At 31.4% G+C, this 26,550-nt stretch carries 25 protein-coding genes; 8 read left to right on the top strand and 17 right to left on the bottom strand.

Annotation, left to right across the window (positions count from 1 at the left end):
* Nucleotides 1–37 precede the first annotated feature (37 nt).
* From BFJ87_RS13375 to BFJ87_RS13315, 13 genes are all read right to left on the bottom strand, one after another.
* Nucleotides 38–1,093, bottom strand: a complete 1,056-nt coding sequence (locus tag BFJ87_RS13375; protein WP_077405526.1) for an AMP-binding protein — start codon at nucleotides 1,091–1,093, stop codon at nucleotides 38–40.
* Nucleotides 1,080–2,018, bottom strand: a complete 939-nt coding sequence (locus tag BFJ87_RS13370; protein WP_077405981.1) for a CPBP family intramembrane glutamic endopeptidase — start codon at nucleotides 2,016–2,018, stop codon at nucleotides 1,080–1,082. The genes BFJ87_RS13375 and BFJ87_RS13370 overlap by 14 nt, the downstream gene beginning before the upstream one ends.
* The gene (locus BFJ87_RS13365; RefSeq protein WP_077405523.1) at nucleotides 2,009–3,058 is read right to left on the bottom strand and encodes an o-succinylbenzoate synthase; all 1,050 of its coding nucleotides are present in this window, start codon (nucleotides 3,056–3,058) and stop codon (nucleotides 2,009–2,011) included. The genes BFJ87_RS13370 and BFJ87_RS13365 overlap by 10 nt, the downstream gene beginning before the upstream one ends.
* Nucleotides 3,059–3,069: 11 nt before the next feature.
* Complete coding sequence (locus BFJ87_RS13360) at nucleotides 3,070–3,750, bottom strand: metal-dependent hydrolase (RefSeq protein WP_077405519.1); 681 nt, start codon at nucleotides 3,748–3,750, stop codon at nucleotides 3,070–3,072.
* Between the two features lie 22 nt (nucleotides 3,751–3,772).
* Complete coding sequence (locus BFJ87_RS13355) at nucleotides 3,773–5,803, bottom strand: sensor histidine kinase (protein ID WP_077405517.1); 2,031 nt, start codon at nucleotides 5,801–5,803, stop codon at nucleotides 3,773–3,775.
* A 358-nt stretch (nucleotides 5,804–6,161) separates the two neighbouring features.
* Nucleotides 6,162–6,908 carry a LytR/AlgR family response regulator transcription factor gene (locus BFJ87_RS13350; RefSeq protein ID WP_013622251.1) on the bottom strand — a complete coding sequence of 249 codons (747 nt, stop codon included), beginning with the start codon at nucleotides 6,906–6,908 and terminating at the stop codon, nucleotides 6,162–6,164.
* Between the two features lie 37 nt (nucleotides 6,909–6,945).
* Entirely contained in the window at nucleotides 6,946–7,851 is a 906-nt protein-coding gene (gene menA, locus BFJ87_RS13345; protein WP_077405515.1) for a 1,4-dihydroxy-2-naphthoate octaprenyltransferase, read from the bottom strand.
* A 2-nt stretch (nucleotides 7,852–7,853) separates the two neighbouring features.
* Nucleotides 7,854–8,462, bottom strand: a complete 609-nt coding sequence (locus BFJ87_RS13340; protein WP_077405513.1) for an SPOR domain-containing protein — start codon at nucleotides 8,460–8,462, stop codon at nucleotides 7,854–7,856.
* A gap of 151 nt (nucleotides 8,463–8,613) precedes the next feature.
* Nucleotides 8,614–9,441, bottom strand: a complete 828-nt coding sequence (locus BFJ87_RS13335) for a CvfB family protein (RefSeq protein WP_077405510.1) — start codon at nucleotides 9,439–9,441, stop codon at nucleotides 8,614–8,616.
* An 87-nt stretch (nucleotides 9,442–9,528) separates the two neighbouring features.
* Nucleotides 9,529–9,873 carry a DUF2853 family protein gene (locus BFJ87_RS13330; protein ID WP_077405507.1) on the bottom strand — a complete coding sequence of 115 codons (345 nt, stop codon included), beginning with the start codon at nucleotides 9,871–9,873 and terminating at the stop codon, nucleotides 9,529–9,531.
* Between the two features lie 41 nt (nucleotides 9,874–9,914).
* Nucleotides 9,915–11,672: a 2-succinyl-5-enolpyruvyl-6-hydroxy-3-cyclohexene-1-carboxylic-acid synthase gene (gene menD / locus BFJ87_RS13325; protein ID WP_077405504.1), complete on the bottom strand. Its 1,758-nt coding sequence runs from the start codon at nucleotides 11,670–11,672 to the stop codon at nucleotides 9,915–9,917.
* A gap of 64 nt (nucleotides 11,673–11,736) precedes the next feature.
* Nucleotides 11,737–12,846: a chorismate-binding protein gene (locus BFJ87_RS13320; RefSeq protein WP_077405501.1), complete on the bottom strand. Its 1,110-nt coding sequence runs from the start codon at nucleotides 12,844–12,846 to the stop codon at nucleotides 11,737–11,739.
* 4 nt (nucleotides 12,847–12,850) lie between these two features.
* The gene (locus BFJ87_RS13315; protein ID WP_077405498.1) at nucleotides 12,851–13,276 is read right to left on the bottom strand and encodes a PaaI family thioesterase; all 426 of its coding nucleotides are present in this window, start codon (nucleotides 13,274–13,276) and stop codon (nucleotides 12,851–12,853) included.
* Nucleotides 13,277–13,368: 92 nt separating this feature from the next.
* Here BFJ87_RS13315 and BFJ87_RS13310 point away from each other — a divergent pair, with 92 nt between their 5' ends.
* Both BFJ87_RS13310 and BFJ87_RS13305 read left to right on the top strand, forming a co-directional pair.
* Complete coding sequence (locus tag BFJ87_RS13310; protein WP_077405495.1) at nucleotides 13,369–14,016, top strand: alpha/beta hydrolase; 648 nt, start codon at nucleotides 13,369–13,371, stop codon at nucleotides 14,014–14,016.
* The gene (locus BFJ87_RS13305; protein ID WP_077405492.1) at nucleotides 14,013–14,579 is read left to right on the top strand and encodes a GNAT family N-acetyltransferase; all 567 of its coding nucleotides are present in this window, start codon (nucleotides 14,013–14,015) and stop codon (nucleotides 14,577–14,579) included. The genes BFJ87_RS13310 and BFJ87_RS13305 overlap by 4 nt, the downstream gene beginning before the upstream one ends.
* 1 nt (nucleotide 14,580) lies before the next feature.
* Here BFJ87_RS13305 and BFJ87_RS13300 read toward each other — a convergent pair whose 3' ends face one another.
* Nucleotides 14,581–15,522: a hypothetical protein gene (locus tag BFJ87_RS13300; RefSeq protein WP_139344249.1), complete on the bottom strand. Its 942-nt coding sequence runs from the start codon at nucleotides 15,520–15,522 to the stop codon at nucleotides 14,581–14,583.
* 123 nt (nucleotides 15,523–15,645) lie between these two features.
* Nucleotides 15,646–17,550 carry a molecular chaperone DnaK gene (gene dnaK, locus BFJ87_RS13295; protein WP_077405486.1) on the bottom strand — a complete coding sequence of 635 codons (1,905 nt, stop codon included), beginning with the start codon at nucleotides 17,548–17,550 and terminating at the stop codon, nucleotides 15,646–15,648.
* A 225-nt stretch (nucleotides 17,551–17,775) separates the two neighbouring features.
* On the opposite strand from dnaK, the gene BFJ87_RS13290 reads away from it, so the two are divergent.
* From BFJ87_RS13290 to BFJ87_RS13280, 3 genes are read left to right on the top strand one after another with little or no spacing between them, the layout of a single operon-like run.
* A complete protein-coding gene (locus BFJ87_RS13290; protein WP_077405484.1) occupies nucleotides 17,776–19,200 on the top strand; it encodes an L-serine ammonia-lyase in 1,425 nt (474 codons plus the stop codon).
* A 25-nt stretch (nucleotides 19,201–19,225) separates the two neighbouring features.
* Nucleotides 19,226–21,061 (top strand): Xaa-Pro dipeptidyl-peptidase, encoded by a 1,836-nt coding sequence (locus BFJ87_RS13285; protein WP_077405481.1) that lies wholly within the window; start codon nucleotides 19,226–19,228, stop codon nucleotides 21,059–21,061.
* Nucleotides 21,062–21,063: 2 nt separating this feature from the next.
* Nucleotides 21,064–21,555, top strand: coding sequence for a hypothetical protein (locus tag BFJ87_RS13280; RefSeq protein ID WP_077405478.1), 492 nt, complete (start codon nucleotides 21,064–21,066; stop codon nucleotides 21,553–21,555).
* Between the two features lie 2 nt (nucleotides 21,556–21,557).
* Here BFJ87_RS13280 and BFJ87_RS13275 read toward each other — a convergent pair whose 3' ends face one another.
* A complete protein-coding gene (locus BFJ87_RS13275) occupies nucleotides 21,558–22,010 on the bottom strand; it encodes a 3-methyl-2-oxobutanoate hydroxymethyltransferase (RefSeq protein ID WP_077405476.1) in 453 nt (150 codons plus the stop codon).
* Between the two features lie 115 nt (nucleotides 22,011–22,125).
* Here BFJ87_RS13275 and panB point away from each other — a divergent pair, with 115 nt between their 5' ends.
* Both panB and BFJ87_RS13265 read left to right on the top strand, forming a co-directional pair.
* On the top strand, nucleotides 22,126–22,944 hold the full coding sequence (gene panB, locus BFJ87_RS13270) for a 3-methyl-2-oxobutanoate hydroxymethyltransferase (RefSeq protein ID WP_077405473.1): 819 nt from the start codon (nucleotides 22,126–22,128) through the stop codon (nucleotides 22,942–22,944).
* Nucleotides 22,945–22,986: 42 nt separating this feature from the next.
* Nucleotides 22,987–23,685: an RluA family pseudouridine synthase gene (locus BFJ87_RS13265; RefSeq protein ID WP_077405470.1), complete on the top strand. Its 699-nt coding sequence runs from the start codon at nucleotides 22,987–22,989 to the stop codon at nucleotides 23,683–23,685.
* Between the two features lies 1 nt (nucleotide 23,686).
* On the opposite strand, the gene BFJ87_RS13260 is transcribed toward BFJ87_RS13265, so the two are convergent.
* Complete coding sequence (locus BFJ87_RS13260) at nucleotides 23,687–25,231, bottom strand: hypothetical protein (RefSeq protein ID WP_077405467.1); 1,545 nt, start codon at nucleotides 25,229–25,231, stop codon at nucleotides 23,687–23,689.
* Nucleotides 25,232–25,377: 146 nt separating this feature from the next.
* On the opposite strand from BFJ87_RS13260, the gene BFJ87_RS13255 reads away from it, so the two are divergent.
* The gene (locus BFJ87_RS13255) at nucleotides 25,378–26,550 is read left to right on the top strand and encodes a 2-isopropylmalate synthase (protein ID WP_013622232.1); all 1,173 of its coding nucleotides are present in this window, start codon (nucleotides 25,378–25,380) and stop codon (nucleotides 26,548–26,550) included.

Here is a 26,550-nt window from a genome sequence, read left to right as displayed (position 1 = left end):
CACAGAATTAGGGAAGTGTACTTTTGAGTGAGTTAAGTTACTTTTTAAGTAATTCTAAAGTTTTAGTACGTTGAATTTTACCAGACTTAGTACGTATAAACTGTGGTATGTACCAAACATTTTTAGGTATTTGATAAGAAGTAAACACTTCGGATTCTTTTAGTGTAGCCAAAATATCTTCATTTTTTTGCTCCCCTTCTATTAGTAAAACAAGTTTGTTTTCTAAAACAGGGTCGGGCAAGCTTGTAATAAAAAAATCAGAATTAATATAGTCAGATAATTTAGCTTCTATCTGTTCTGGATTCAATTTTATTCCTCCAGAATTTATAATATTATCAAACCTACCTAACCATATAAATTCAGATTCTGAAACTAATTCTACTACATCATTAGTTGTTATAATAACATCTGAGACTTTGGGCGCATTAATAACTAAGCAATTACGATTATCTAAAGAAACTTTAACGTTTGGTAAGGTTTTAAAAGAATCAGATTTAATTTCTTTTACTGCAATATGGGTAATGGTTTCCGTCATCCCATAAGTTTCAAACAAATGTGTAGACACGCTTTTTAACTTCTCCTTTAAATCTAAAGAAACTGCGGCACCACCAATTATAAGTGTATCTATAAAGTGTAAATTATGCAAGCAATTATAAACTTGCATAGGAACCATTGCAGAGAATTTATATTTTTTATTTATTTCTTTTAAAGGATTAGAACTAGGTTCTACAAAATCTATTTCTAAACCTAAAACCAATGCTCTTACCAGCATCATTTTACCAGCAATATAACTTGCGGGCAAACATAATAAAGCTGTGTCACTTTCTTTTAAGTTAAAGAAAGAACCTGTTGCTAAAGCAGAATTTACCATCTGCTGTTTTTGTAGTATTATTGGCTTAGGTGTGCCTGTAGAGCCAGAAGTATGAACAATTAATGTAGGCGAATTAGAAAGCCAATCTTGCAAAAACGAGCCTATTTCTTTTTTAAAATTGTCTTTTTCTGCCAATTCTACTGCTAAAGAACACAATTGATCCTTAGTATATAAAATGCCATTTAATTTAAACTTAGGATTAATGCTACTAAAATGCTTCATCTGTAAGCTGTTCTGCAGTCAATTCTTCTTCTTTAAAAACTTTACCAGTTAGCTTTTCTTTCCAGTTAGTCCATTTGTATTTTTTAGCAAAAAGGAATATTAGTATTGGATATATTACTAAAACAGGAACAAAAATGTCCCAACCTAACTCCGGTTTGCTAACATCTAGATAAATAGAATCTGTTTGAAAAACAGTCCAATCTGCAGTAACCAACAAAGCTCCAATTAAATTATTAGCCGCGTGAAAACCAAGAGCAAGTTCTAGGCCGTCATCCATTAGCGTTATAATCCCTAAAAAGAAACCTGTACCAATGTAGTATACCATAATACCATAGCCAAGATTTTCTACCTCTGGATTGGCCATATGCATTACACCAAACAATACAGATGTTATAATTAGAGGCACTAGTTTATTACCAGCCATAAGTCCAATTCCTTGCATCATATGACCTCTAAAGAGGTATTCTTCAAAACTAGTTTGTAATGGTATTAATAACAAGCTAATAATTGCTAAGGCAATAAAAGGCCCTAGTTTAAAATTAAAAACAAAATCGTTTGGAGAAAGTACAAAACCAACAGCAAATAAAAATATGGTTAGTAATCCCCAAAAAGCAAAAGAATAACCAATACGTTTAAAGTCTATTTTTTTTCTGGCTGTTGTTAAAGATGTTATAGATTGTTTATGAATAAGTTTTGTCCACCCTAAAACAAGAAATAAACCAAATGCTAAAGGCAATAAATTAATAGCAAACACTGGATTTCTACCAAATTGTTCTATTAACTTATTCATTATTTCATCTACAGGAATTGGAGAGGTTTTAACAGAGATATAATTAAATATCATTAAAATTATAAATCCAGTTGGAAGTATAAAATACTTCCACATACCTCTTGTTTTTGCTTTAAGCCCTTGTTCTATATACATAAATCTTCTATTAAATTTTGTTGCCATTTTAAGGTTTTACGGTAACTAATAGCACCGTTGCTAACCTCTAAAGGACTATTAAAATTGTTGGTATACAAACTACCAGTGCCTAAACCTTGCGGCATTTTACTATGTAAGCCATAGGTCCATTGTGCAATTGCATTTAAGCCAATATTACTTTCTAATGCACTTGTAACCCACCAACCAATATTATATTTTTCTGCTAAAGAAATCCATTGTTGTGCACCTTTAAAACCACCAACTAAACTTGGTTTTAAAATTATATATTGCGGTTGTATTGTTTGTAGTAGTTCTTCCTTTTTTGTTACACCAAACACACCAATTAATTCTTCATCTAAAGCAATTGGTAATGGTGTAACGGCACACAAATTTTTCATTTGAACATAATTACCTTGCTTAATTGGTTGTTCTATAGAATGTAAGTCTAATTCGGCTAAAATTTTTAACTTATCCAAAGCATCCTCCTTAAAAGCTCCATTAGCATCTACACGCAGTTCTATTTCTTCTTTTTTGTATGTTTTCCTAATGGATTTTAAAAGCGAAATCTCTTTATCAAAATCTATTGCTCCAATTTTCATTTTAATGCAACTAAAACCGTCTTGTAGCTTTTGTTGTATTTGTTGGTGCATAAAAGACTCCTCTCCCATCCAAATTAATCCATTTATGGGAATAGTAGCTTCATTTTTAGAAAAGTTATTCTTAAACAAAACAAAAGGGTTATCTGCTGCTAAAGATAAAAATGCCTGTTCTAATCCAAATTGAATGCTAGGAAATTCCAATAACTCTATTAAAAGAACCTCTAAGCCTAAATGAATGTTGTTGCACACCCAATTTAGCTTTTCTTCATAGTTTGGAACATCGTCTATACTTAAACCTCTTAAAATTCCGCATTCACCAATTCCTGTTTTATTATCGTTTTTTAAAATAATAAACCAAGTTTCTTTTTGGGTAAGTACACCACGGGAAGTACCACTAGGCCTTTTAAAATCTAGCGTGTATTTTTTATAAATTGCTTTCATAACAGTAAAAATTATACTGTAAGGGAATTTCCTATTGGTAATAAATGCAATTGCTTACCTGACGCTTTAAACTTTTCTATAGCTTTTTCTTCATCAATTTCTATAAAACCAAAAGTATCAAAATGATAGCCTAAAATAGTATTACATTCTATAAAGTCTGATGCAAGAATAGCATCATCTACACCCATTGTAAAGTTGTCTCCCATTGGTAAAACAGCTAAGTCTAACTTGGTAAACATTGGTATAAGTTTCATATCCATAGTTAAGGCTGTATCACCAGCTATGTAAATACTTTTATTTGATGAAGTGATAACAAATCCGCCTGGGAGTCCACCTTCAGATCCATCTGCAAAAGAAGATGTATGTATGGCGTTTACGTATTTTACGGTTCCAAAATCAAAAGTCCATTTACCACCGTGGTTCATAGGGTGTACTTTTAGCCCTTTATTTTCATAATATGTAGCAATTTCAAAATTACTAACAATTACAGCATTTGTTCTTTTAGCTATGTCTTCTACATCTAAAACGTGATCTTGATGTGCGTGGGTAACTAAAATGTAATCTGGGTTTAAAGTGTCTTTATCTACTTGATTATTATTCTTTGGATTACCAGAAATAAACGGATCTACCAAAACAGTTTTGCCTCCAACTTCTAGTAACAAAGTTGCGTGACCAAGGAATGTAATTTTCATAGTTTGTTATTTTAGTTCAAATTTATTTAAAATTGAACCAAAAACGAACTCCTTCTACAGATTTATCTATATTAAGTGTAGACTGTAACTGATTTACCAAACGGTTCATTAAACGAATACCCATTGAAGATTTAGTTCTTTCATCTGTATCCTCTGGTAAACCTACACCGTTATCTGTATATTCAAAATAACCACCTGTTTCTGTATTTCTTAAATGAATGTAGATTTTTCCATTTTCATCATTATCTGGAAAAGCATATTTAAAAGAATTAGAAACAAGCTCATTTAGTATTAATCCAAAAGGAATTGCTCTATCAATATCTAACTCTACACCTTCTGCATCTATGGTAATGTTTATATTATGACCTCCTTTTTTAAATACCGACTGTACACTATTTACCAAACTCTCTACATAACCTTGCATTTCTATTACAGATAAATCATCATTCTGATATAGTTTTTGATGAATTAACGCCATTGCTTTTACTCTACTTTTACCCTCTTCTAAAGCCATAATTGCAGCTTTACTTTTAGTATTTTTAGTTTGTAAACTTAACAAACTAGATACCATTTGAAGGTTGTTTTTTACTCTGTGGTGAATTTCTTTTAAAAGCGAATCTTTTTCTGTTAACTGGCTTTCAATAATATTATTTTGCTTAGCAATAACACGTTGGTTTTTTATACTTTTAATGTAAGCAAATACCAAACCACCTAATCCTAAAAGTGTAAATATTAACGATATTAAAATTAAACTCATACGCTCATCACTGGCTTGTGCTTCAATTTTTGCGTTCTCTAGTTCAATTTTCTTTTCGTCTAATCTATCTTCAGAATTTTCTAATTCTTTTTCAAAAACAGTTGCAATTTGTTGGTGCTTTTTTAAGGTTTCATTTACCCTTATAGAATCGTTAATTTTTATATTGTTGTTTAGGTAAAAATTAGCCTTTTTATAATCGTTCATTTTTTGATAATAAACAGCTAATAATTGATTTTTACGTAGTACATTGGATACTTTTATAGCACGTAAATCATCATTAATAAGTTCTAAAACCTTATCTAATTTATTAGTTTGTAAATAGCAGTTGGCTAAATCCAATGTGTTTTCTACGGCATCTTGAGAATAAACCTCTACATTAAATTCTCTAATTTTTACCAAACTAGAATCTAATAATGGAATAGCTTCTTCATACCTTTTTAAAAGCATATAACATTTTCCTATATTACCTTCTATAACACCTTTTAAAAGAGCACCTTTTACCAACTCATCTTCAGTTTTTGGTCTGGCAATAGTATCTAAATAGGTGTTTATATATTTACGTGCTTCTTGGTATTTTTCTAAGGCTACTTGTGACGATTTATCTAACCTAAGGAAATCTCCTATTTTATTATTGTAAACAGCTTGTCCATAATAATCATCGCTACTAACAACATTACTTTTTTCTCTAATGTATTCGCCTCTAGCTTTTTGGTACAGGCCTTGATCTGCATAAATATCATAAAAAGAGATGTTATCTGCTAAACCTAACTCTTTCTTTTCTTTACGAATTGCAATTTGCTTTTCGTATAGTTTTAGCTGAGAGTAATTCTCATCCATAATATCTAGCAATGCACTTTTAAGTGTATCACTAAGCTTTGTTTTATCTATATACAGTTCATTGGTTATAGCTATACTTTTGTCATACTGAACTAAATCTTGATGAATGTGTGCTTGTAAAATTCTATAGTATTCTACAGAACCATCATCCTGGGCATTTCTGGCTTTGGTTAACATAGAATCTATGCGCTCTAACCACTCGTAACTAGAATTTTCTTTATATCTATTTGGTGTTTTATAGAAATAGGCAAACTTGTCTTTTGCAGACGGTATTTTTACAAAACTGTCTAAAACCGTTTGTTGTAACTGTATTTCTTGTGCTGTAGAAGCATTAAAAATTGCAAACGAAAAAAATAAAACTGCAACATATGTTTTAGAAGTAGATATGTTGTTATTAGGTTTTAAAATGTACTGTATATTTTTATTGTTGCTTAAAATTTTAGCAATTTTTGTAATCATATTACGGGTCTGTTATAAAAAAAATTTTGACTTACTTGGGTATAAGTAAAAGAGTGTAGTGCCCTAAAACACTCCTTTTTCTTAAGTTTTTGTTAAACTATAGGGCAAGTTATGATTTTCTTAATAATTATAAGCTCAAAATAGTAAAAATAATAAGGTAAAACCCCTTAAAAAGTAGAAAAGAACTCCAGTAATGGCATAATAGCTATTTTGTAATTATGTTTTGCTTGTTTTATGTTAGGTTTTATGACTAAACTCCTAAAATAAACATTAACAGAATTGCTTTTTCTAAATTATAAAAACACTATTCGTGTTTATAAAAAAAGCCTTGCTTAAATTGGCAAGGCTTTTTTTATTGTTAAGAGTTCATTGAAGAAATAATAAACTCTTTAAATTCTTTTGAAATAGGAATTAATTTATCATTAATCATAACATCTTTGGAATTTACAGCTCCTATATGGTCCACATTAACAATGTAAGATTTGTGAGCTCTGTAAAATTTGTCCTTTGGTAGTTTCTCTAAATAATCTTTTAAAGGAGATCTTACTAAGAATTTTTTATCTACAGTATTTACCTCTAGGTAAACATTATCAGCTTTTATAAACTGAATATCAGTAAAATTAATTCTGTAATATAAATGTTGTTTTTTTACAAAGATAGAATCTTTTAAAACCGAATTAGACATTGGCTTTTCTACATCATCTTCCGTTAAGCCTTGCTTGTCTAAATAATTAAAGTTAGATAATGCAATTTCTATTGAAGTGTATAAATCTTGTTGTTCAAAAGGTTTTACTAAATAACCATTTGGTTTTACAATTTTTGCCTTTTCTACTGTAGCTCTGTCAGAGTTAGATGTTACAAAAATAAAAGGTATGTTATAGTTATCCCTAATATGCTTACCTAAATCTATACCAGTTTTATCTGACGCTAATATAATATCTATAAGTACTAAATCTACCTCGGTAGTTCTTAGCACTTCTTCTGCTTGCTCATATACAATAACATTACCAACTATTTCATAGCCAATTTCTTCTAGCATAGATTGCATATCATCTGCTATAATAACGTTATCTTCTACAATTAAAATTTTTATGGGTTTTTCCAATTCAGTTGGTTTTATGATGGACTTAATCTATGCTAATTTACAAAAAATTATTAAAACTAAAATAAAACAAAATAGCGAATAAAAAACTGCTTAAGGCTACTATTTTGAGTTCTGGATCCATCGTTAAAGAATCCTTCATTTTTAATACTTTTATAAAGTGTTTAGCCAAAGGAATATAAGCAAACAGCCATATAAAATTAAAAACATTTGTATAATTATAAACTGTAAATATTAATACACTTATAAAACTAGTTATAAGTAATGAATAATGGTACTTTTTTCCGTTTAAAAACCCCATTTTAACAACAATTGTATTTTTCCCTGAGGTTTTATCGGATACAATATCTCTTAAATTATTAAGATTTAACACGGCCACACTTAGTAAACCAATAGTAATTGCTGGTAAAAAAGCCATAAAACAGAGTGTTTTTGTAAGTAAAAACATAAAGCCAAGAACGCTAACTAGTCCAAAAAAGATAAAAACAAACACATCTCCCAATCCTCTGTAACCATAAGCAGATTTACCTACGGTGTATTTGATAGCTGCCCAAACTGCAAAAACACCAAGTACAAAAAAGAGTATTATGTAAATTATACTATCTGCACTAAACGCCGTAAATATTAAACCTGCAATTAAAACTAGGCATAAAATAATAGCTATAAAAATTCCTTTTTTTAATTCTTTAGGAGTAAGTATTCCACTTTGTAACGCACGTTTAGGACCAATTCTATCTTCATTATCTGTGCCCTTAACACCATCTCCGTAATCATTTGCAAAGTTAGATGTTACTTGCAATGCTATGGTTGTTAAAAGTGCTAATATAAAAACAGTTATGTTATTATAACCATACAAGCAAGCCAAAGCATAACCAACTATTATTCCGGATATAGACAAAGGTAAGGTTCTTAACCTAGCGGCATTTACCCAAGCTTTTAATTTCATTTTTAGTTAGGATTCTCTATTTTTAATCTTTTGCCATCTTTATAAGAAGCAACAAAAGCATCTTCAAAACCCATCTTTACAAGCTGCAACCTAAAAGTTCTTGCTTCTTCAATAGTTTCAAAATTACCAATAGAATATGTATAAAAAGGGTTATTTTTTACAAATAACGTGTTTGCTAGTGAGTTAGATACTAAGGTTACATTATTATCTACAAAAGTTTTAACCTGTACAGAGTATATTACTTTTTTCTCCAAAATGTTACGAGCCAAATAAAAGTCGTTTACAAAATTTAACTCTTCATTTTGTTCTTTTAAATTATTTATTCTTGCTTTTATTACATCTAAACTATCTATAGATACAAGGATATTATTATTCTCGGCAGAATTAAAAGCTCTAGCTCTTGTAGATAAACCTGCAGAAAAAGAAGTAAAAACTAAAGTACCTAAGAAAAATACAGCTGCAATTATACCTAATACGTTACGCTGTCTTTTTTTTCTTTTTAGCTCTTTATTCTTAAATTTTATTTGGTCTAATAAACGCTCGTTCATTAATTGAGCCTTATCTATATCCTTGTGTAGTTCTAATAAATCAACTTCTTCTATAAATGGCATATTTTTAATTTACAGGTTGGTTAATGTTTGCTTATAGTTATATGGTCTATGCAATTTAACGTTTTTTACTCTAAAATAAAATTATGAATAACTTAATTTATATAACAAAATTAGTACTGTAAGTTTTATTTTACAAACTAACGTTAATTATTTAACTCAAGTATATGCCATCTGGCTTAATTTCTATTTTTCGTTCTCTGTATAAAGTTCCAATACCTTTTTTAAAAGCTTTTTTACTTAGCTCTAACTCTCTTTTAATATCTTCTGGGTCAGATTTATCATGTAAGCCTAGAAAGCCTCCATTTTCTTTTAATTTCTGGTAAATAGCGTTTGCTACTGGTTCTAAAATTAAATGACCTAGTGGTTGTAAGGATACATCAATTTTATTATCTGGTCTTATATTTTTTATATAACCAATTTGCTTATCTCCAATGGCAATATCTTTAAAAACTTCATTAGCGTAAACTAATCCTTTATGTAAGTTGTTTATTATTACTTCCCACCCAAGATCCGTTTTTCTAGTAAACAAAATATTAACCTCATCATTATTATCTACAGTTAACTCTTCATTAGATAAAAACTTATCTAATTTGTTAGATGCCACTAATCTGTCTGTTTGCTCATCTAAATAACAATAAACAATATACCATTGGCCGTCTACCATTTTAGTACGTTGCTCTCTAAATGGCACCAACAAATGCTTCTCCAAACCCCATTCCATAAAAGCTCCAAAATTGTTTACCTCTGCAACACGCAACAAATGAAAATCGTTACGAATAATATAGGGTTTTAAAGTAGTAGCAATAGGCCTTTCATCATAATCTAAATAGCAAAATACAGTAAGCATATCACCTATTTCAAAATTCTCTGGTACATACTTATTTGGTAATAAAACATCATTACCATCTGTATCTCCTAAAAACAAACCAACACTGGTATCTCTTAATATTTCTAAAGTGTTATATTTTCCTAATTCCATTTTAACTATTGTATGCTTGCAAAAGTACAGTAAAAAAAAGAGGCTACCTTGTTTAAGGTAGCCTCTTTTACATAATTCTTTAAAATTCTATTTATCGTAAACAGACTCTTTTTTAAAGTGCTGAGCTAATTTGTAATAAACTACAGCTCTATGCTTATTTTTGTTAGATGATCCGTATTTGTCCATAACAGCTTTAATACCTTCCATTAATTTTGGGTCATCACTCATCCCCAATTTTTTCATTAAGAAATTTTTCTTTACTGTTTCTAGTTCTTTTTCATCAGAACCAGATACTTTAGAAGAATCTTTATTATAAATAGAAGGACCTAGACCTATAGTAACCTTTGTTAATAAATCCATATCTGCAGTTTCTCCAAATTTATCTTTTAAATCGGCAGCGTACTTTGCAATTAAATCATCTCTTTGGCTCATAATTTTAATATTCTTTTGTATAGTTAATGTTAATAATGCTTCTAAGATATAAAATCAAAATAACTAAGCAAAATTTTATTGTTTATTATTCTAGGTGTTTTCACCTCTAATAAAATAGCCTTATCTGATTCTTTATAAAAATCTTCTAAATGTTGACTTAAAGCATTTTCATCTTCAGCAAACTTATAATCAACATTATACATACTACACAAGTTTTCTATTTCTAAATTATGAGCCGTTTCAAAATAAGTTTTATAATTATCTGTTTCTTCTTGGCCTGGTAAAATTCTAAAAATACCTCCTCCACTATTATTTATTACAATTATTCTAAAATTAGGTTTTACATAGTTGTTCCAAAGTGCATTACTGTCATACAAAAAGCTTAAATCTCCTGTAACTAGTAAGGTTGGTTTTTTATTATATACTGATGCTCCTATTGCTGTAGACGTACTACCATCTATACCACTAGTACCACGGTTACAATACACCTTTAATGTATTTTTTAAAGGAAACAACTGTGCATATCTTACCGTAGAACTGTTAGACAAGTGTACTTGGTAACCATCTGGTATACTTGGTAATATTTGTGAAAAAGCTAACATATCAGAAAATGGAATAGTGTTTAAATATGCTTCTCTTTTTTCTTCGTAGTTTGCTTTTACTTTAGACCATTTTGCAAAATAACTACTATCTACAAATTTTGTTTTATCTAAAAATGCATTAAAAAAAGTGTTTGTATCTACTTTAAAATGGTGAGACAAACTAAAAAAAGTGTCGTATGCTTTTTTACCATCAATATGCCAATGGTGTTTTGGTTTATACGTACGTAAAAATTGTTTAATTTTTTTAGATACAATTAAGCCTCCAAAAGTCAGCAAAATATCAGGTTTTAGCGCTGTAAACAGCTCCTCTTTATCATTGGACTTTTCTATAGGAGCTAAAATACTGTCTATACTGTTAAAAAAAGTAGAATGATGAATATTAGATGTTGTTTCTGTAAACACAATTACAGACTCGTCCTCCGCAACCTCATCTAAAAATTGTTGTTCTATAACATTTGGTTTATTTACACCTACTAAAATCATTTTTCTGGTAGATGTATTCCATATGGAGGCAAAATCATCTAGTGTAGAGCAACTAGGGAGCACTGTATCCTCTTCTTCTTTTACAGATGGGACAACACAACTATGCTCTTCTGTATTATACAAAGGTTCTTCTAAAGGTACATTAATATGCACTGGTGCTAATTCATCAATAGCAAAATCTATAGCATTTTGTAATTCTGCGCTATTAAATGTATTAATATCTTTTTGCTGTTCTTCTACCGTTTTTTTTACAGATAAAAGTTCTGCTCCAAATTTTTTTATTGTGGCCGTTGCGTGGGAAACATCTTGTTTTAAATTTGCCTGATAGCCAATATGGTTTTTAAAAACGTTTTCTTGCCTAATAGTTTGCCCGTCACCTATATCTATCCTATAACTTGGTCTATCTGCAGAAATAACTAACATAGGAATATCACTATAAAAAGCTTCTGCTACTGCAGGATAATAGTTTAACATAGCACTACCAGAAGTACATACCACAGCAACTATTCTGCCTGTATTTTGTGCAATACCTAAAGCAAAAAATGCAGCACAGCGCTCATCTACTATGCTATAACATTTAAAATAAGGGTCTTCTGTGAAACCTATAGTTAACGGTGCATTTCTAGAGCCGGGTGATATTATTATGTCTTTAACCCCTTTAGCCTTACAATGTAAAATTACAGATTGGGCAGTAGGTATGCTAGAGTATCTCAAATTACAAGAATATTTATTAGTAAAAACTGATGCAAAAGTACAGCGTAAACCATTGTTTACCCAATTATTTTAAAATAATACGCAACATTGTACCACTTTTAGCTACAGTTTCTTCCCATTCCTTTTCTGGTATAGACCCATTAGTTATACCTCCACCAACGTATACTTTTACTGTTTTGTTAGTAAGTTCTGCGCAACGCAGATTAACATATAAGTTACTAACCTTTGTGAGAGATGTATACGCCCTGTTTTCAATATTTTTTTTAGTCTTAGACCTAAACTGTTCTTTAGTAAAGTTAAGCTCTCCTAAAAAGCCTGTATAAAAGCTTCTATTATAATTTTCGTTTTTAAGTATAAACTCTTTAGCTTCTTGTTTTGGCAATCCGCAAGTAGCTGGTGTTGGGTGCAGTGCAACTAAAATATCTTGCAAGTTGTTTTGCATTAAACCAGTTATTTTAGTGCGTAAATGCCATAATTTACCTGCTCTTACAGATGTTACTTCTGTAGCTTTTAAATTAGTTACTTTTTCTGCTAATTCTTTTTTTATAAACTGCGTAACTACATCTTGTTCATTATATTCTTTTTCTCCCCAAACCGGCTCCTTTCCTTCTTCATAAACTTGTGTACCTGCTAATGAAGAAGTCTCTATACGCTTATTGGTTACTTTTAACAAAACCTCGGGTGTAGCTCCTAGCCACATTCCTACTTTAGGATGATACCACAAATAGCAAAATGCTGTTTTGTAAACCGAAAGTAGTTCTTTAAATAGTGCTATAGGTTTTGTAGCGGTATGCGTAGTTATACAGCGAGAGAGCACCACCTTTTCTAAATAGCCATTACCAATTGCGGTTATACCTTTTTTAACAAGTGCAATATGGTCTTGTTTTTCTATTGGGGTTGATGAAATACTAACATCATTGTCTATAGTAGAACTCAAAAGTTTATCTGTACTATAGTTTGTTGTTATTATAGTTTTATTTGGAATTAATATTGATGCAGAATTACTATCAAAAGGAGCAAATACAAAGCCTGATTCTTGGTAATTTTTTACGTAGTGTAAAACAGCATCTTCTTGCAACACAGCACTAACTACATCTTCATTAGGTTTTCTGTACACTACAAAAGGTTTTTGTGCATTAAGCTGCTCTTGTAGTCGATCAAAAAAGTGATTCATTTAGTTACTTTTTTCTTGGTAAAGAAATAGTGGTTAACTTACATAAAGAAACCAACTCACCTGCGTTATTGGTAATTCTAATTTCCCACAATTGCGTGGTTCTTCCTTTATGCATAATACTGGCTTTAGCATACACATTACCATCTTTAACACTCTTAACGTGGTTTGCGGTAATTTCTAATCCGCGTACAAAATACTCCTGTCCATCTAAAAAAATATAAGACGCTGCACTACCAACACTCTCTGCCAATGCTGCGGTTGCTCCTCCATGTAAAATTCCGTCTGGTTGATATACCTTTGGTGTTACTGGCATTTTGGCAACTAAAAAATTCTCTCCTACTTCTACATACTCTATATCTAATGTTTCCATTAGCGTATTTTTAGAGTTTTCATTACAAATACGTAGTATTTTTTCTTGAAATTCGTTCATCTCATATTTTTTTGTAAAAATAATCAATCCAAATACAACAAAAGCTATAACTTTAAATTTTGATTTTTTTACACATTTGAAACTACTGTTTTATGCAGCCAACAGAAAAAGAAGTAAGCTATACAACTACCAACTCCTACGCAACCCTTAACAACCTAACTACGGAAACTAAAAATGTATGGTTTGTTTGTCATGGTATGGGTTATTTAAGCAAGTATTTTTTACGCTATTTTAAAGAACTAAACAGTAAAGAAAATTATATAATTGCACCACAAGCACCATCTAAATATTATCTAAACAACAAGTTTACTCATATTGGCGCAAGCTGGCTTACTAGAGAAAATACAATTGCAGAAACAAAGAATGTTATTACCTATTTAAGCAAAGTATACCTTGCAGAAAATATTCCAGAACACTGTAACTTTATTGTTTTAGGGTATTCCCAAGGGGTATCTGTGGTAACAAGATGGTTAGCTAAAGAAAAAATTGAATGCAACCACATTGTTTTATATGCAGGCACTGTGCCCAAAGAACTATCTAATACAGATTTTATATACTTAAACAACAATAAAACCAAAACAACTTATATAGTTGGTAACGAAGATGCTTATTTTAATGATGAGCGTAAAAATTTAGAAAAAACAAGAATTAAAAACATCATAGACCCAAACACCAATTTTATAACTTTTAAAGGTGCGCACGAGGTAAAAAAAGAAATAATAAATTCGTTAGTAGAATGATACATACTATAAACAACCTGGAAGATAATACGGTACAACTATTACCTTTAGAGCAAAAACATATAAACTTGCTTTGGCCTACCGCACAACAAGTAGATTTATATAAATATGGTTCTAATGACGTATCAACATTAGAAAAATTAACCAATTATATAAAAACAGCTATACAAGATAAAAATGCAATTGCCTTTGCTGTGTTTGATAAAAGAACCTCTGCATTTATAGGTTCTACACGGTTTGGCAATATTGACAAAACAAATAAAGTATTGCACATTGGATGGACATGGATATCACCAATAGCCCAAGGAACAGGATTAAACCATAAAATGAAATACCTGATGCTTTCCTATGCTTTTGAAGAATTAAACTTTGAAAAAGTAGAGTTTAGAATAGACGAAAGAAATATAAAATCTAGAAAAGCTGTTGAAAAACTTGGAGCTACACTTGAAGGCATTTTAAGAAAAAATGTAATTACTAAGGGTAATTTTAGACGCAGCTCTTGCTGCTATGGAATTTTAAAAGAAGAATGGCCAAAAATTAAGCAAAAGTACTTTAACAAATAAACTATTGTTTAATTTCATCAGTAACTACTTTCACTTCTTCTGGGTAATATTCTATTTTACGTGTTGTATACGTATTGTCTGGTGATACAACTTGCTTAATCCAATTGCCTTTATCACCATCAAACTGGTGCATATAGGTAATATCATAAGTAGTTTTTGCTTTTTTAACGGTTATTTTGTCTACAACCTTTACATCTTTCTTGTAAGTGTATAATTCCTTTTTATCTAAAGTAAATTTATTTCCAGTAGCATCTGCAACAAAATAATCTTTGTATACTATTTCTCCATTTTCTTTGGTAACAACCTCTTCTGCTTTTAAAGGTTTACCATCTAAAAATTGTTTTGTTAAAGTTATTTTTAGTTTTTCTTTTTTTGCATTTGTTTTGTAAGACTCGCGTATGGACTTTAGTATTTTTCCGTTTAAGTAAAATGTTTGTTCTTTTTCTGTATCTGTAGTTGTATAAGTTATAGTTGTTTCATCTACCTCTTCATCATTAATACGTTTAATAATTTTTAATTTATCCTGCGCATCAAACTCATACTCGTATTGATCTAAAAATTTTTTACTATAGGTTAATATTTTTTCTGTTATATATTTGTTACCTACAGTGTCTATACTAAAAATATGTGCTATTGATGTACTTTTATCAAAAGCGCCATCTCTATAGTTTTCTAAGCGTTTTTCTAAAATTTGATTGTTTTTGTATTTGTAATACGTAATACTATAATCTTGGTCTGAGTATCGTGTTATAGATTTTGTTAGCTTTCCTTCTTTATTAAAATAAAATTCTTCTTTACCATAATTTGTAATTACAGTACTCTTTTTAACATTACCAGTTAAGTTAAAATCTGCTTTGGTAAAAATACGTAGTTCTTGAGCCTCAATTACAAAAGGCAACATAAAAACAATTAACAAGTATAGGTTTCGTATGGTTAAAGTCATACTCCAAAATTAGACTATTTATTATTTATAAAAAACAAAAAACAAGGTAAAAATTGTAGTAATACGTACTAAAAAACCCACTAAAAATTAATTTAGTGGGTTTTAATATGTTTATAAAAAATGTTATTTTACTTCTTCAAAGTCAACATCTTCTACATCATCTCCTTCTTTTGCTTCTGCACCTGCAGCTGCATCTGGTCCTGGAGCTGCACCACCCTGAGCTTCTGCTTGAGCTTTGTACATTTCTTCAGAAGCACCTTTCCAAGCTTCATTAATTTTATCTAAAGCAGGAGTAATAACAGCTAAGTCTTTAGTTTCATAAGCTTTCTTTAATTCTTCTAAAGCTTCTTCTACTGGCTTTTTATTGTTATCAGAAATCTTATCTCCAAACTCTTTTAATTGCTTTTCTGTTTGAAAAATCATTCCGTCTGCTTCATTTAACTTATCTGCAGTTTCTTTAGCCTTTTTATCTGCTTCTGCATTAGCTTCAGCTTCAGCCTTCATTTTCTTAATTTCTTCTTCAGTTAAACCAGAAGAAGCTTCAATTCTAATGTCCTGAGATTTACCTGTAGCTTTATCTGTTGCAGATACTTTTATAATACCGTTTGCATCAATATCAAAAGTTACTTCAATTTGTGGAACTCCTCTTTGTGCTGGTGGAATACCGTCTAAATGAAAACGACCAATTGTTTTGTTATCATTAGCCATTGGGCGCTCTCCTTGTAAAACGTGTATTTCTACAGATGGCTGATTATCTGCTGCTGTAGAGAATACCTGCGATTTTTTAGTTGGTATTGTAGTGTTAGCCTCAATTAACTTAGTCATTACACTACCCATAGTTTCAATACCTAAAGATAATGGTGTAACATCTAATAATAATACATCTTTAACATCACCAGTTAAAACACCACCTTGTATAGCTGCACCTACTGCAACAACCTCATCTGGGTTAACCCCTTTTGATGGTTTTTTACCAAAGAATTTCTCTACTGCTTCTTGTACAGCTGGGATACGTGTAGAACCACCAACTAAAATAATCTCATCAATATCACTCTTAGACAAACCTGCAGATTTTAATGCAGACTCACAAGGAGCTATTGTTCTTTTAACTAAATCATCAATTAACTGATTAAATTTAGCTAACGTTAGCGTACGTACCAAGTGCTTAGGACCAGAAGCCGTAGCTGTTACGTATGGTAAGTTAATTTCTGTTTGTGCAGAAGAAGATAATTCAATTTTAGCCTTTTCAGCAGCTTCACGTAAACGTTGTAATGCCATAGCATCTTTACGTAAATCTATGCTTTCTTCACTATTAAATTCATCAGCTAACCAATCAATAATTTTTTGGTCTACATCATCACCACCTAAGTGTGTATCTCCGTCTGTAGATAATACTTCAAAAACACCATCTCCTAATTCTAATATAGATACATCATGTGTACCACCACCAAAATCAAAAACTACTATTTTTTGGTCAGTATCTTTTTTGTCCATACCGTATGCTAAAGAAGCAGCAGTTGGCTCGTTAATAATACGCTCTACTGTTAAACCAGCAATTTCACCAGCTTCTTTAGTAGCTTGTCTTTGCGCATCGTTAAAATATGCAGGAACTGTAATTACAGCTCTAGAAACATCTTGTCCTAAATAATCTTCTGCCGTTTTCTTCATTTTTTGAAGAATCATTGCAGATAACTCTTGCGGAGAGTACAAACGTCCGTCTATATCAACTCTTGGCGTATCGTTATCTCCTTTAACTACTTTATAAGGTACTCTATCTGCTTCTTTGCTAGACTCAGAGTATTTGTTACCCATAAAACGTTTAATAGAATATATGGTTTTATTAGGATTTGTAACCGCTTGTCTTTTAGCAGGGTCACCAACCTTAATTTCTCCACCTTCTACAAATGCAATTACAGATGGTGTTGTTCTTTTCCCTTCTGCATTTGGAATAACAACCGCTTCATTCCCTTCCATCACAGAAACACAAGAATTGGTTGTACCTAAATCTATACCAATAATTTTACTCATATTATATTACTTAAATAAATTAGCGTTTATATTTTTATTTTTGATTTAAGATAGACAAACAATATGCCAAGCAAACAAAATATGACAAGGTGGCAGTACCCGTTCATAATTAATGATGATTAACAATATGCCATAATGGAATTCCAAATAAACAAATAGCACAAAAAGGTTTAATATATAATTCCAAAATGTATATTTGTCCGTACTAATAAAACGTTTTCGTAAATGGAATGTATAAGTGTTTTTGATATGCTTAAAATTGGTGTGGGACCATCTAGCTCACACACTTTAGGACCTTGGAGAGCTGCAGAAAGATTTCTGCAAGAATTACAAGAAGAACACCCTATAAACAGTGTTAAAACAATACACACAGAATTGTACGGATCTTTATCTTTAACCGGTAAAGGACACGCAACAGACCTAGCTGTAATGTTAGGATTATCTGGTGAAGACCCAGTAACTATGCAAGTACAAAATATTGGTTCTATAATAGAAACGATAAAAAAAAATAACCAATTATTATTACTTGGTAAGTATGCCATTACATATAATACTACAGAGCATATTGTGTTTTTAAAAACTTCTTTGCCATTTCATGCAAACGGTATTAAGTTTTCTGCCACTCTAGACAACGGTACCATTTACGAGGATACTTTTTATTCTATTGGTGGTGGTTTTGTTGTTAAAGAAGAAAGAGTACACGCCAAAGAAAATATACAGGTATTTAAAACTTTTCCGCATCCTATAAATTCTGGAGTTGCTCTTTTAGAACACTGTAATGAGGGTAATAAATCTATCTCTGACATAGTTTTAGAGAACGAACTATCTTTACGTACACCAGAACAAGTAGATACCGACTTAAAAGCTGTTTGGGATACTATGCTAGAATGCATGCATATTGGCTGCCACACACAAGGTACTTTACCTGGTGGTTTAAATGTACGTAGACGTGCTTTTGATATGCACGAGAAACTAAAAGGAGAACTACCTTACAGCTCTCCTGAAGAATGGTTACAAACTATACGTAAAACTGAAGTTAAGTTTAGACAAATACTTAAATGGGTAAGTTGTTTTGCCCTAAGTGTTAATGAAGTTAACGCATCTCTTGGTAGGGTTGTTACCGCACCTACTAATGGTAGTGCTGGTGTAATACCGGCAGTACTTATGTACTATATGGTTATAGAAAACCACCAAGCAGATTTTAACCATATTAAAAAGTTTTTACTAGTTGCTGGAGAAATTGGTAGTTTATTTAAAAAAGGAGCTACAATATCTGCCGCTATGGGTGGTTGCCAAGCAGAAATTGGAGTATCATCTGCAATGGCAGCTGGTGCTTTAACAGAATTACTAGGCGGTACACCAGAACAGGTTTTAATGGCTGCCGAAATTGCTATGGAACATCATTTAGGATTAACGTGTGACCCTATTGGTGGTTTAGTGCAAGTACCTTGCATAGAGCGTAACTCTATGGGAGCTATAAAGGCAATTAACGCTGCAGAACTTGCTTTAGATACAGACCCTGCAAATGCTAAAGTTCCTATAGATAAAGTAATTAATACTATGTGGGAAACCGCAAAAGATATGAACTCTAAATACAAAGAAACATCTACTGGAGGTTTAGCAGTTGGTGTATTTTTAAGCGATTGTTAAGATTTATATTTTATAACTTTACACTATGAAAAAGACATTTAAAATTATTGTAAGCTATTTACTTTTATCTCTAACTTCAATAGGTATAGCTCAAACTGAAAAAACATTACCTGTTTTTAAAGATGGTGAAGCACAAATTGTAGAGGGTTTTAGTGACTCTAACAATTGGATACGTCACGATTTATTTGTTGAAACAACTTTTGATACTGATGGCGATGGAAAACTAGATCGCATGCACGTAAGTGTTACTAGACCAAAACAAACAGAAACCGAAGATTTAAAACTACCTGTTATACTGTGTTCTAGTCCTTATTATGCTGGTACTGCAACAGGTGCAGAAGAAGGTTTATTTTGGAATGTAAAACATGAACTTGGCGAGAAAGCTCCAGAACGCTCACACCCAGAGGTAAAACGTAGAGGACAGCGCCCTATAATATCTAACTCTCATATAAAAAAATGGGTACCTAGAGGGTATATTGTTGTACATACATCTGCACCTGGAACAGGGTTTTCTCAAGGAGCACCAACTGTTGGCGGACCCAATGAAGCATTAGCTCCAAAAGCTGTTATAGATTGGCTATGCGGACGCGCAAAAGGTTTTACTTCTCCGGATAATAAAGAGGAGGTTAAAGCTTTTTGGTCTACAGGAAAGGTAGGTATGACGGGAACATCATATAACGGAACAATTCCGCTTGCTGCAGCAACTACTGGTGTAGAAGGTTTAGAAGCTATAATACCTATTGCCCCAAACACATCATCGTACCATTATTACCGATCTAATGGTTTGGTAAGAAGTCCTGGAGGTTATTTAGGTGAAGATATTGATGTTTTATATGATTTTATTCATAGTGGAGACCCTAGTAAGCGTGCTTACAATAACAAAACTATAAGGGATACAGAGCTTAAAAATGGTTTAGACAGAGAGACAGGAGATTATAATGATTTTTGGGCAGGGCGTGATTACCTTAACAAAATGGAACCAATGAAAGTCGCATTATTAATGTCTCACGGTTTTAACGACTGGAATGTTATGCCAGAACACAGCTACCGCATTTATAAAGCTGCTAAGGAAAAGGGATTGCCTACACAAATATACTACCACCAAAACGGACATGGAGGTCCACCGCCAATAAAAATAATGAACCGTTGGTTTACGCGTTACTTACACGGTATTAAAAATGGTGTTGAAGATGATAAAAAAGCTTGGATTGTTCGTGAATATGATACTCAAGACAACCCTACGCCATATGACGCTTACCCAAATCCTAATGCAACGGATGTTACCTTATATTTAAAAAACGGAGCTCCTACACAAGGAGAATTGCTTTTAAATCCTTTAAGAAAGCAAAAACCAGAAACACTAGTAGATGACCACAACATTTCTATGGAAGATTTAGCACAAGCTACATCTTCAAAAAACAGGTTAGTATTCACTACACCTACACTAACAAGTGATGTTCATATATCTGGATTAGCATCTATTACCATAAAACTTGCAAGTAGCAAGCCTGCAGCAAATTTATCTGTTGCATTGGTTTCTTTACCTTGGAACACAAATGAAGGTGCTGTTATTACAGACAATATTATTACTCGTGGTTGGGCAGATCCACAAAATCACAAATCTATTTCTGAGAGCAAGCCTTTAAAACCTGGTAAATTTTATACTATGACGTTTAATTTACAACCAGATGATCAAATAATAAAAGCTGGTCAGCAAATTGGCTTAGTTATTTTTTCTAGTGATAACCAATTTACCATTTTACCTAAGCCGGGCACAGAATTAACAGTAGATACTAATGCTACACAAATTACACTACCAATAGTAGGCGGGCAACAAGCTTATGAGAATGCAGTAAAATAATTATGGACAACAGAAACTCACTTACATTTAAAGGATTTTTAAAGGTAATGTCTGTAATGCACATTGCCTTTTCTGTTGGCTTAATATTTTTTACAGCTGTAATGTATTATCAGCAACAAAAATGGGAATTTAGTTTGCCAACAAATAGCATTTATATTGTATTAGTACCATTAATAGCCATAACTGGTATAATCTTAGGTAACTATGTTTTTAAAAAGAAAATAGAGCCTGTTTTAAATAAAAAATCGTTAAAACAAAAACTAGAAGTTTACCAATCTGCTTTATTATATAAGTATGCTTTTATAGAAGGAGCTGCGTTTATCTGTTTACTTTTTGCAATGTTTAAAGGCAACTTACTTTACTTAGCCATTACCGTAGCTATTATTGTTTACTTTTTATTTTTAAGGCCAACAGAAAATAAAATAGAACAACAGTTACAACTTAAGGGAGAACAAAAAGAACAGTTTAAAAGAGAAAATGATGTAATAACTTAACATTAATTACACCCTTTTTTACGTCTTGTATCTATTAAATAAATAATTTTCCACTTACCATTATCCTTAAATAACTGAAAAGAATTTACACCACAGTGACTAAATTTCCCATTTAGCCAAAACTCATACTCTGTCCAGGCATTTGCCATATCACCATCTATCTTAATGGTATATGAAGTTAATTTTTCTTTAAAATTTACTTCTTTAGGTATACTTATAATGTTTTGTATAAAATCTGAATAACTCTCTGTTTTTACAACTGCATTACCATCTTTATCTGCTCCTATAGTTTGTAATATAACAGTGTTAGTAGCTACCGCTTTTAATTGCACAGAATCTTGCTTATGAAAAGCTTCAAAAAACAAGTTTATTGTATTTTTAACATCAACTTCGTTAGCTTGTGCAGATACAAAAACACTAAATAAGATTGCAAATGTGAGTAAAATATTTTTCATCATATTAATTTTTATCAATTTATAAAAAATATATCACATTCTTAAGTTTGATAAACACAGTAATTCTTAATCTTTTTTCATAATTTTAACCCATCTAAACTAAATAAAACTTACAATGTCAGTTGCCAAAAAAGAATACAAAAGAGTTACTGTTAAGTCACTCGTAGATATGAAAAAGAATGGAGAACGTATCTCTATGCTTACGGCCTATGATTACTCTATGGCTAAAATTATAGATGATGCCAATGTAGATGTAATTTTAGTTGGCGATTCTGCTAGTAATGTTATGGCTGGTCATGAAACTACGTTACCAATTACATTAGACCAAATGATATATCATGCTTCTTCTGTAATACGAGCTATTAATAGGTGTTTAGTTGTTGTAGACATTCCTTTTGGTAGCTACCAGAGTGACCCAAAAGAAGCTTTACGCTCTGCAATACGTATTATGAAAGAAAGTGGCGCACACGCTATAAAGGTAGAAGGTGGTATAGAAATTAAAGATTCTGTTAAGCGTATACTTAATGCTGGCATACCTGTAATGGGACATTTAGGTTTAACACCACAATCTATTTACAAATTTGGCACTTATACCGTAAGAGCCAAAGAAGAAGCAGAAGCTAAAAAGCTTAAAGAAGATGCTTTATTACTTCAAAAATTAGGGTGTTTTGCTATTGTTTTAGAAAAAATACCAGCTACACTTGCTAAAGAAGTTGCAGAAAGTTTAACAATACCTGTTATTGGTATTGGTGCTGGTGGTGATGTAGACGGACAAGTTTTAGTTATACATGACCTTTTAGGAATGACTAAAGAATTTAATCCTCGTTTTTTAAGACGATATATGAATTTGTATGAAGAAATGGGCTCTGCAATTTCACAATACGTAGACGATGTAAAAACTAGAGACTTTCCTAACGAAGAGGAACAATACTAAATTTACATTTAGTGCATTAGCACTTAATTATAATTATTTATTTTGCATAAAAAAGAAGTTTCTACACCACAAAATCTTCAGGTATTGTATGAAGACAACCATCTTATTGCTATTAATAAACGTGTTGGAGATATTGTACAAGGAGATAAAACGGGTGATGCCCCACTAAGTGATATTGTAAAAGCTTACATAAAAGAAAAATACAATAAACCGGGTAATGTATACCTTGGTGTTGCACATAGGTTAGATAGGCCAACTACTGGTATTGTTGTTTTTGCAAAAACATCTAAAGCATTACCGCGTTTAAATAAGCTATTTGCCGAAAAAGATGCTAAAAAAACATATTGGGCTGTTGTAAAACAGCAGCCTAAAAAACAAAAAGATACACTTGTAAATTGGTTAAAAAGAAACACAAAACAAAACAAGTCTTATGCAAACATTAAAGAAGTTCCAGATAGCAAAAAAGCTATTTTAGATTATACAGTTATAAAAAAACTAGAGAATTATTACTTACTAGAAATTAACTTACAAACTGGCAGACACCACCAAATTAGATCACAATTAAGCGGTATTGGTTGCCCAATTAAAGGCGATTTAAAATACGGTTTTAATCGTAGTAACCAAGATGGTGGTATACATTTACACGCTCGTAAATTGTCTTTTATTCACCCTGTAAAAAAGGAGCCATTAGAAATTACAGCTCCTTTACCAAAAGACCCTATTTGGGATGCTTGCTCTTAACTTAACGTGTTAATTTTTTAGCTTTTTCACGTACAATTTCTCCAACTGGCTTGTTGTGTAAGTGACTCTCTAACCAAGAAATAATATCTAAATACAAAAAGGCTCTTTTTTCATATGGGTGATTCTCATACTTTTTTAGCTCCGTATGTAATTTTTTAAATTCGCTACGTAAATCTGTTGGGTAAATATCTCGTAAGTTTCTTAAAAACTTTATCATTTCCTTTTGTACAGCGTGCATATCATTCATCTTAATTAAGAACTTATATGTACTTTTTAATTGCACCTCTAAATGGTAATCCATACCAGCCTCATAATGCGCAACTAAACTTAAAACACGAGAAAAACACATAAGATCTTCTCTCATTTTTAAGTTTTTGTTGTTTATAATCTTCTTCAAATATTGTATACACATTTTATTATCGCCAACTCCAAAATACAAACAAGCACACTTGTAATACAATAGCATAATGTGATGTTCATCTATACGGTCTTTATGCTTATTAATGCCATATTCTACAATACGTACCAAATACAAACCTTTTTCAAAAGTACCCTCTAAAAAATGTTGATTAAGTTTATTTGAGTTTAAATACAAAAATGCAAGTGAAGAGATATTATCATTCTTAGGAAAGCTTTTACTCTCTATCATAGCTTCCATTTTTGTTAATGTAGCTTTAAATTGTGAACTATACTTTACATAAAATAAAGATTCTAGCAAGTAATGATTTCCTTTTAAAAAGAAAACAGGATTTAAATAAATCATTTCTTTATTTTCATAAAAAAGATCTACCCATTTATTTGCATATTTATAACAAGATAAAAAATCTTGCGTTAAAAAACTGTACCACAAATAAGCCTTATAAAGCCATAGCTTTTCTCTAAAGCCTAAATCTTCAATATTGTAAATAGGTAAATGATCATTAAAATATGTTTTTACCTTTTTTAAATCCTCATCACTGCGTACGTAACCCACTTTTAACATCATACCGTACAACTGCAAGGATAAATTGCTAAGCTTGCTTGTCATTACATTATGCGCAGACAATTCTTTAGCCTGTATAGCCAATTCATTTGCTCTGTCTGGTATACTACGGGTTATGTATTGAGTTTCTATAATTTTTTCTAGCTCAACTATTTCATAAGCTATATTTTTTTCTTCGTTTTCTATAGCAATACCTTTTACTTTATCTAAAAGTTTTAAACTTTGCTTATACAAACCTTTTTGATACAAAATTGTAGCAAAATCTAATTGCTCTCTTATTTGCACACGTATATTCTGGTTTACAGGATTTAACCTTAAACTCACCAAAATTTGCTTATAAAGATGTGCTTTTAGGTTAGATAATTGCGCTTTTTTTACAATTCCGCTATCTAAAATTACTTTTTCGTTATATGATTTTGCTTTATCTAAAAGATTAAAAAGAGACAAAAATTTTGCATCTGTATTAACTCCTAAGCGACCCACATACAACTTAAATTGTCGCTTTTCTGACTTAGAAAGCGACTTTACCAATACAAACAAGGCATCTTTATGAGGAGTTGTCATCGTAAAAAATTGAATTTAAATAACTGATTACCAATTAATTAATATTTTAAAAAACAGCTTAAACGTTGTAAATGTTTTTTTGCTGAATCAATATTAATAATAAAGGACTATATATTCGTATAGCAGCCCAAAATTAAATAAATAAAATGAGTAAAGATAAAGTTCAAATATTTGACACCACATTAAGAGACGGAGAGCAAGTCCCAGGATGCAAGCTAGACGCTAAGCAAAAGCTAATAATAGCAGAGCGTTTAGACCTTTTGGGAGTAGATGTAATTGAAGCTGGTTTCCCTATATCTAGCCCAGGAGATTTTAATTCTGTAATGGAAATATCTAAATTAGTTAAAAATGCAACAGTTTGTGGATTAACTAGGGCCGTTAAAAAAGATATAGAAGTTGCTGCTGAGGCTGTAAAATATGCTAAAAGACCTAGAATACATACAGGGATTGGCACATCTGAATCTCATATTAAACACAAATTTAACTCTAATAAAGAGCAAATTATAGAAAGAGCTGTAGCTGCCGTAAAATATGCAAAAACATTTGTAGAAGATGTAGAGTTTTATGCTGAAGATGCAGGTAGAACAGACAACGAGTTTTTAGCAAAAGTATGCTCTGCCGTTGTAAAAGCTGGAGCTACTGTTCTAAACATACCTGATACTACAGGTTATTGTTTACCTGAAGAATATGGAGCTAAAATGAAATATTTATATGAAAATGTAGAAGGTATACATAAGGCTATTTTATCATGCCATTGCCATAACGATTTAGGTTTGGCAACTGCAAACTCTATTGCTGGTGTTATGAATGGCGCAAGGCAAATAGAGTGTACAATAAATGGTATTGGAGAACGTGCCGGTAACACTTCTTTAGAAGAAGTTGTTATGATTTTAAGACAACACCCTAACCTTAATTTAGATACAGATATTAATAGCAAACTACTTTATGACACTAGTTTAATGGTGTCCAATAAAATGGGAATGCCTGTACAACCTAACAAAGCTATTGTTGGTGCAAATGCTTTTGCACACAGTTCTGGCATACACCAAGATGGCGTAATTAAAAATAGAGAAACTTACGAAATTATAGACCCTGCGGATGTTGGTGTTAACGAATCTTCTATAGTACTTACTGCACGTAGCGGTAGAGCTGCATTAGCATATAGAGCTAAAAATATTGGTTATGAACTTACTAAAACACAATTAGATGTGGTTTACACAGAGTTTTTAAACTATGCTGATAGAAAAAAAGAAGTAGTTGATGAAGACATACACGAAATAATAAGTGTTTGTAAAATAGAAATAGAAACAACGGTATAA

Source organism: Cellulophaga omnivescoria, assembly GCF_001999725.1.
Taxonomy (GTDB): Bacteria; Bacteroidota; Bacteroidia; order Flavobacteriales; family Flavobacteriaceae; genus Cellulophaga; species Cellulophaga omnivescoria.
Note: the sequence above shows the minus strand (reverse complement) of the source record. Positions and strands in the feature narration are given on the sequence as shown.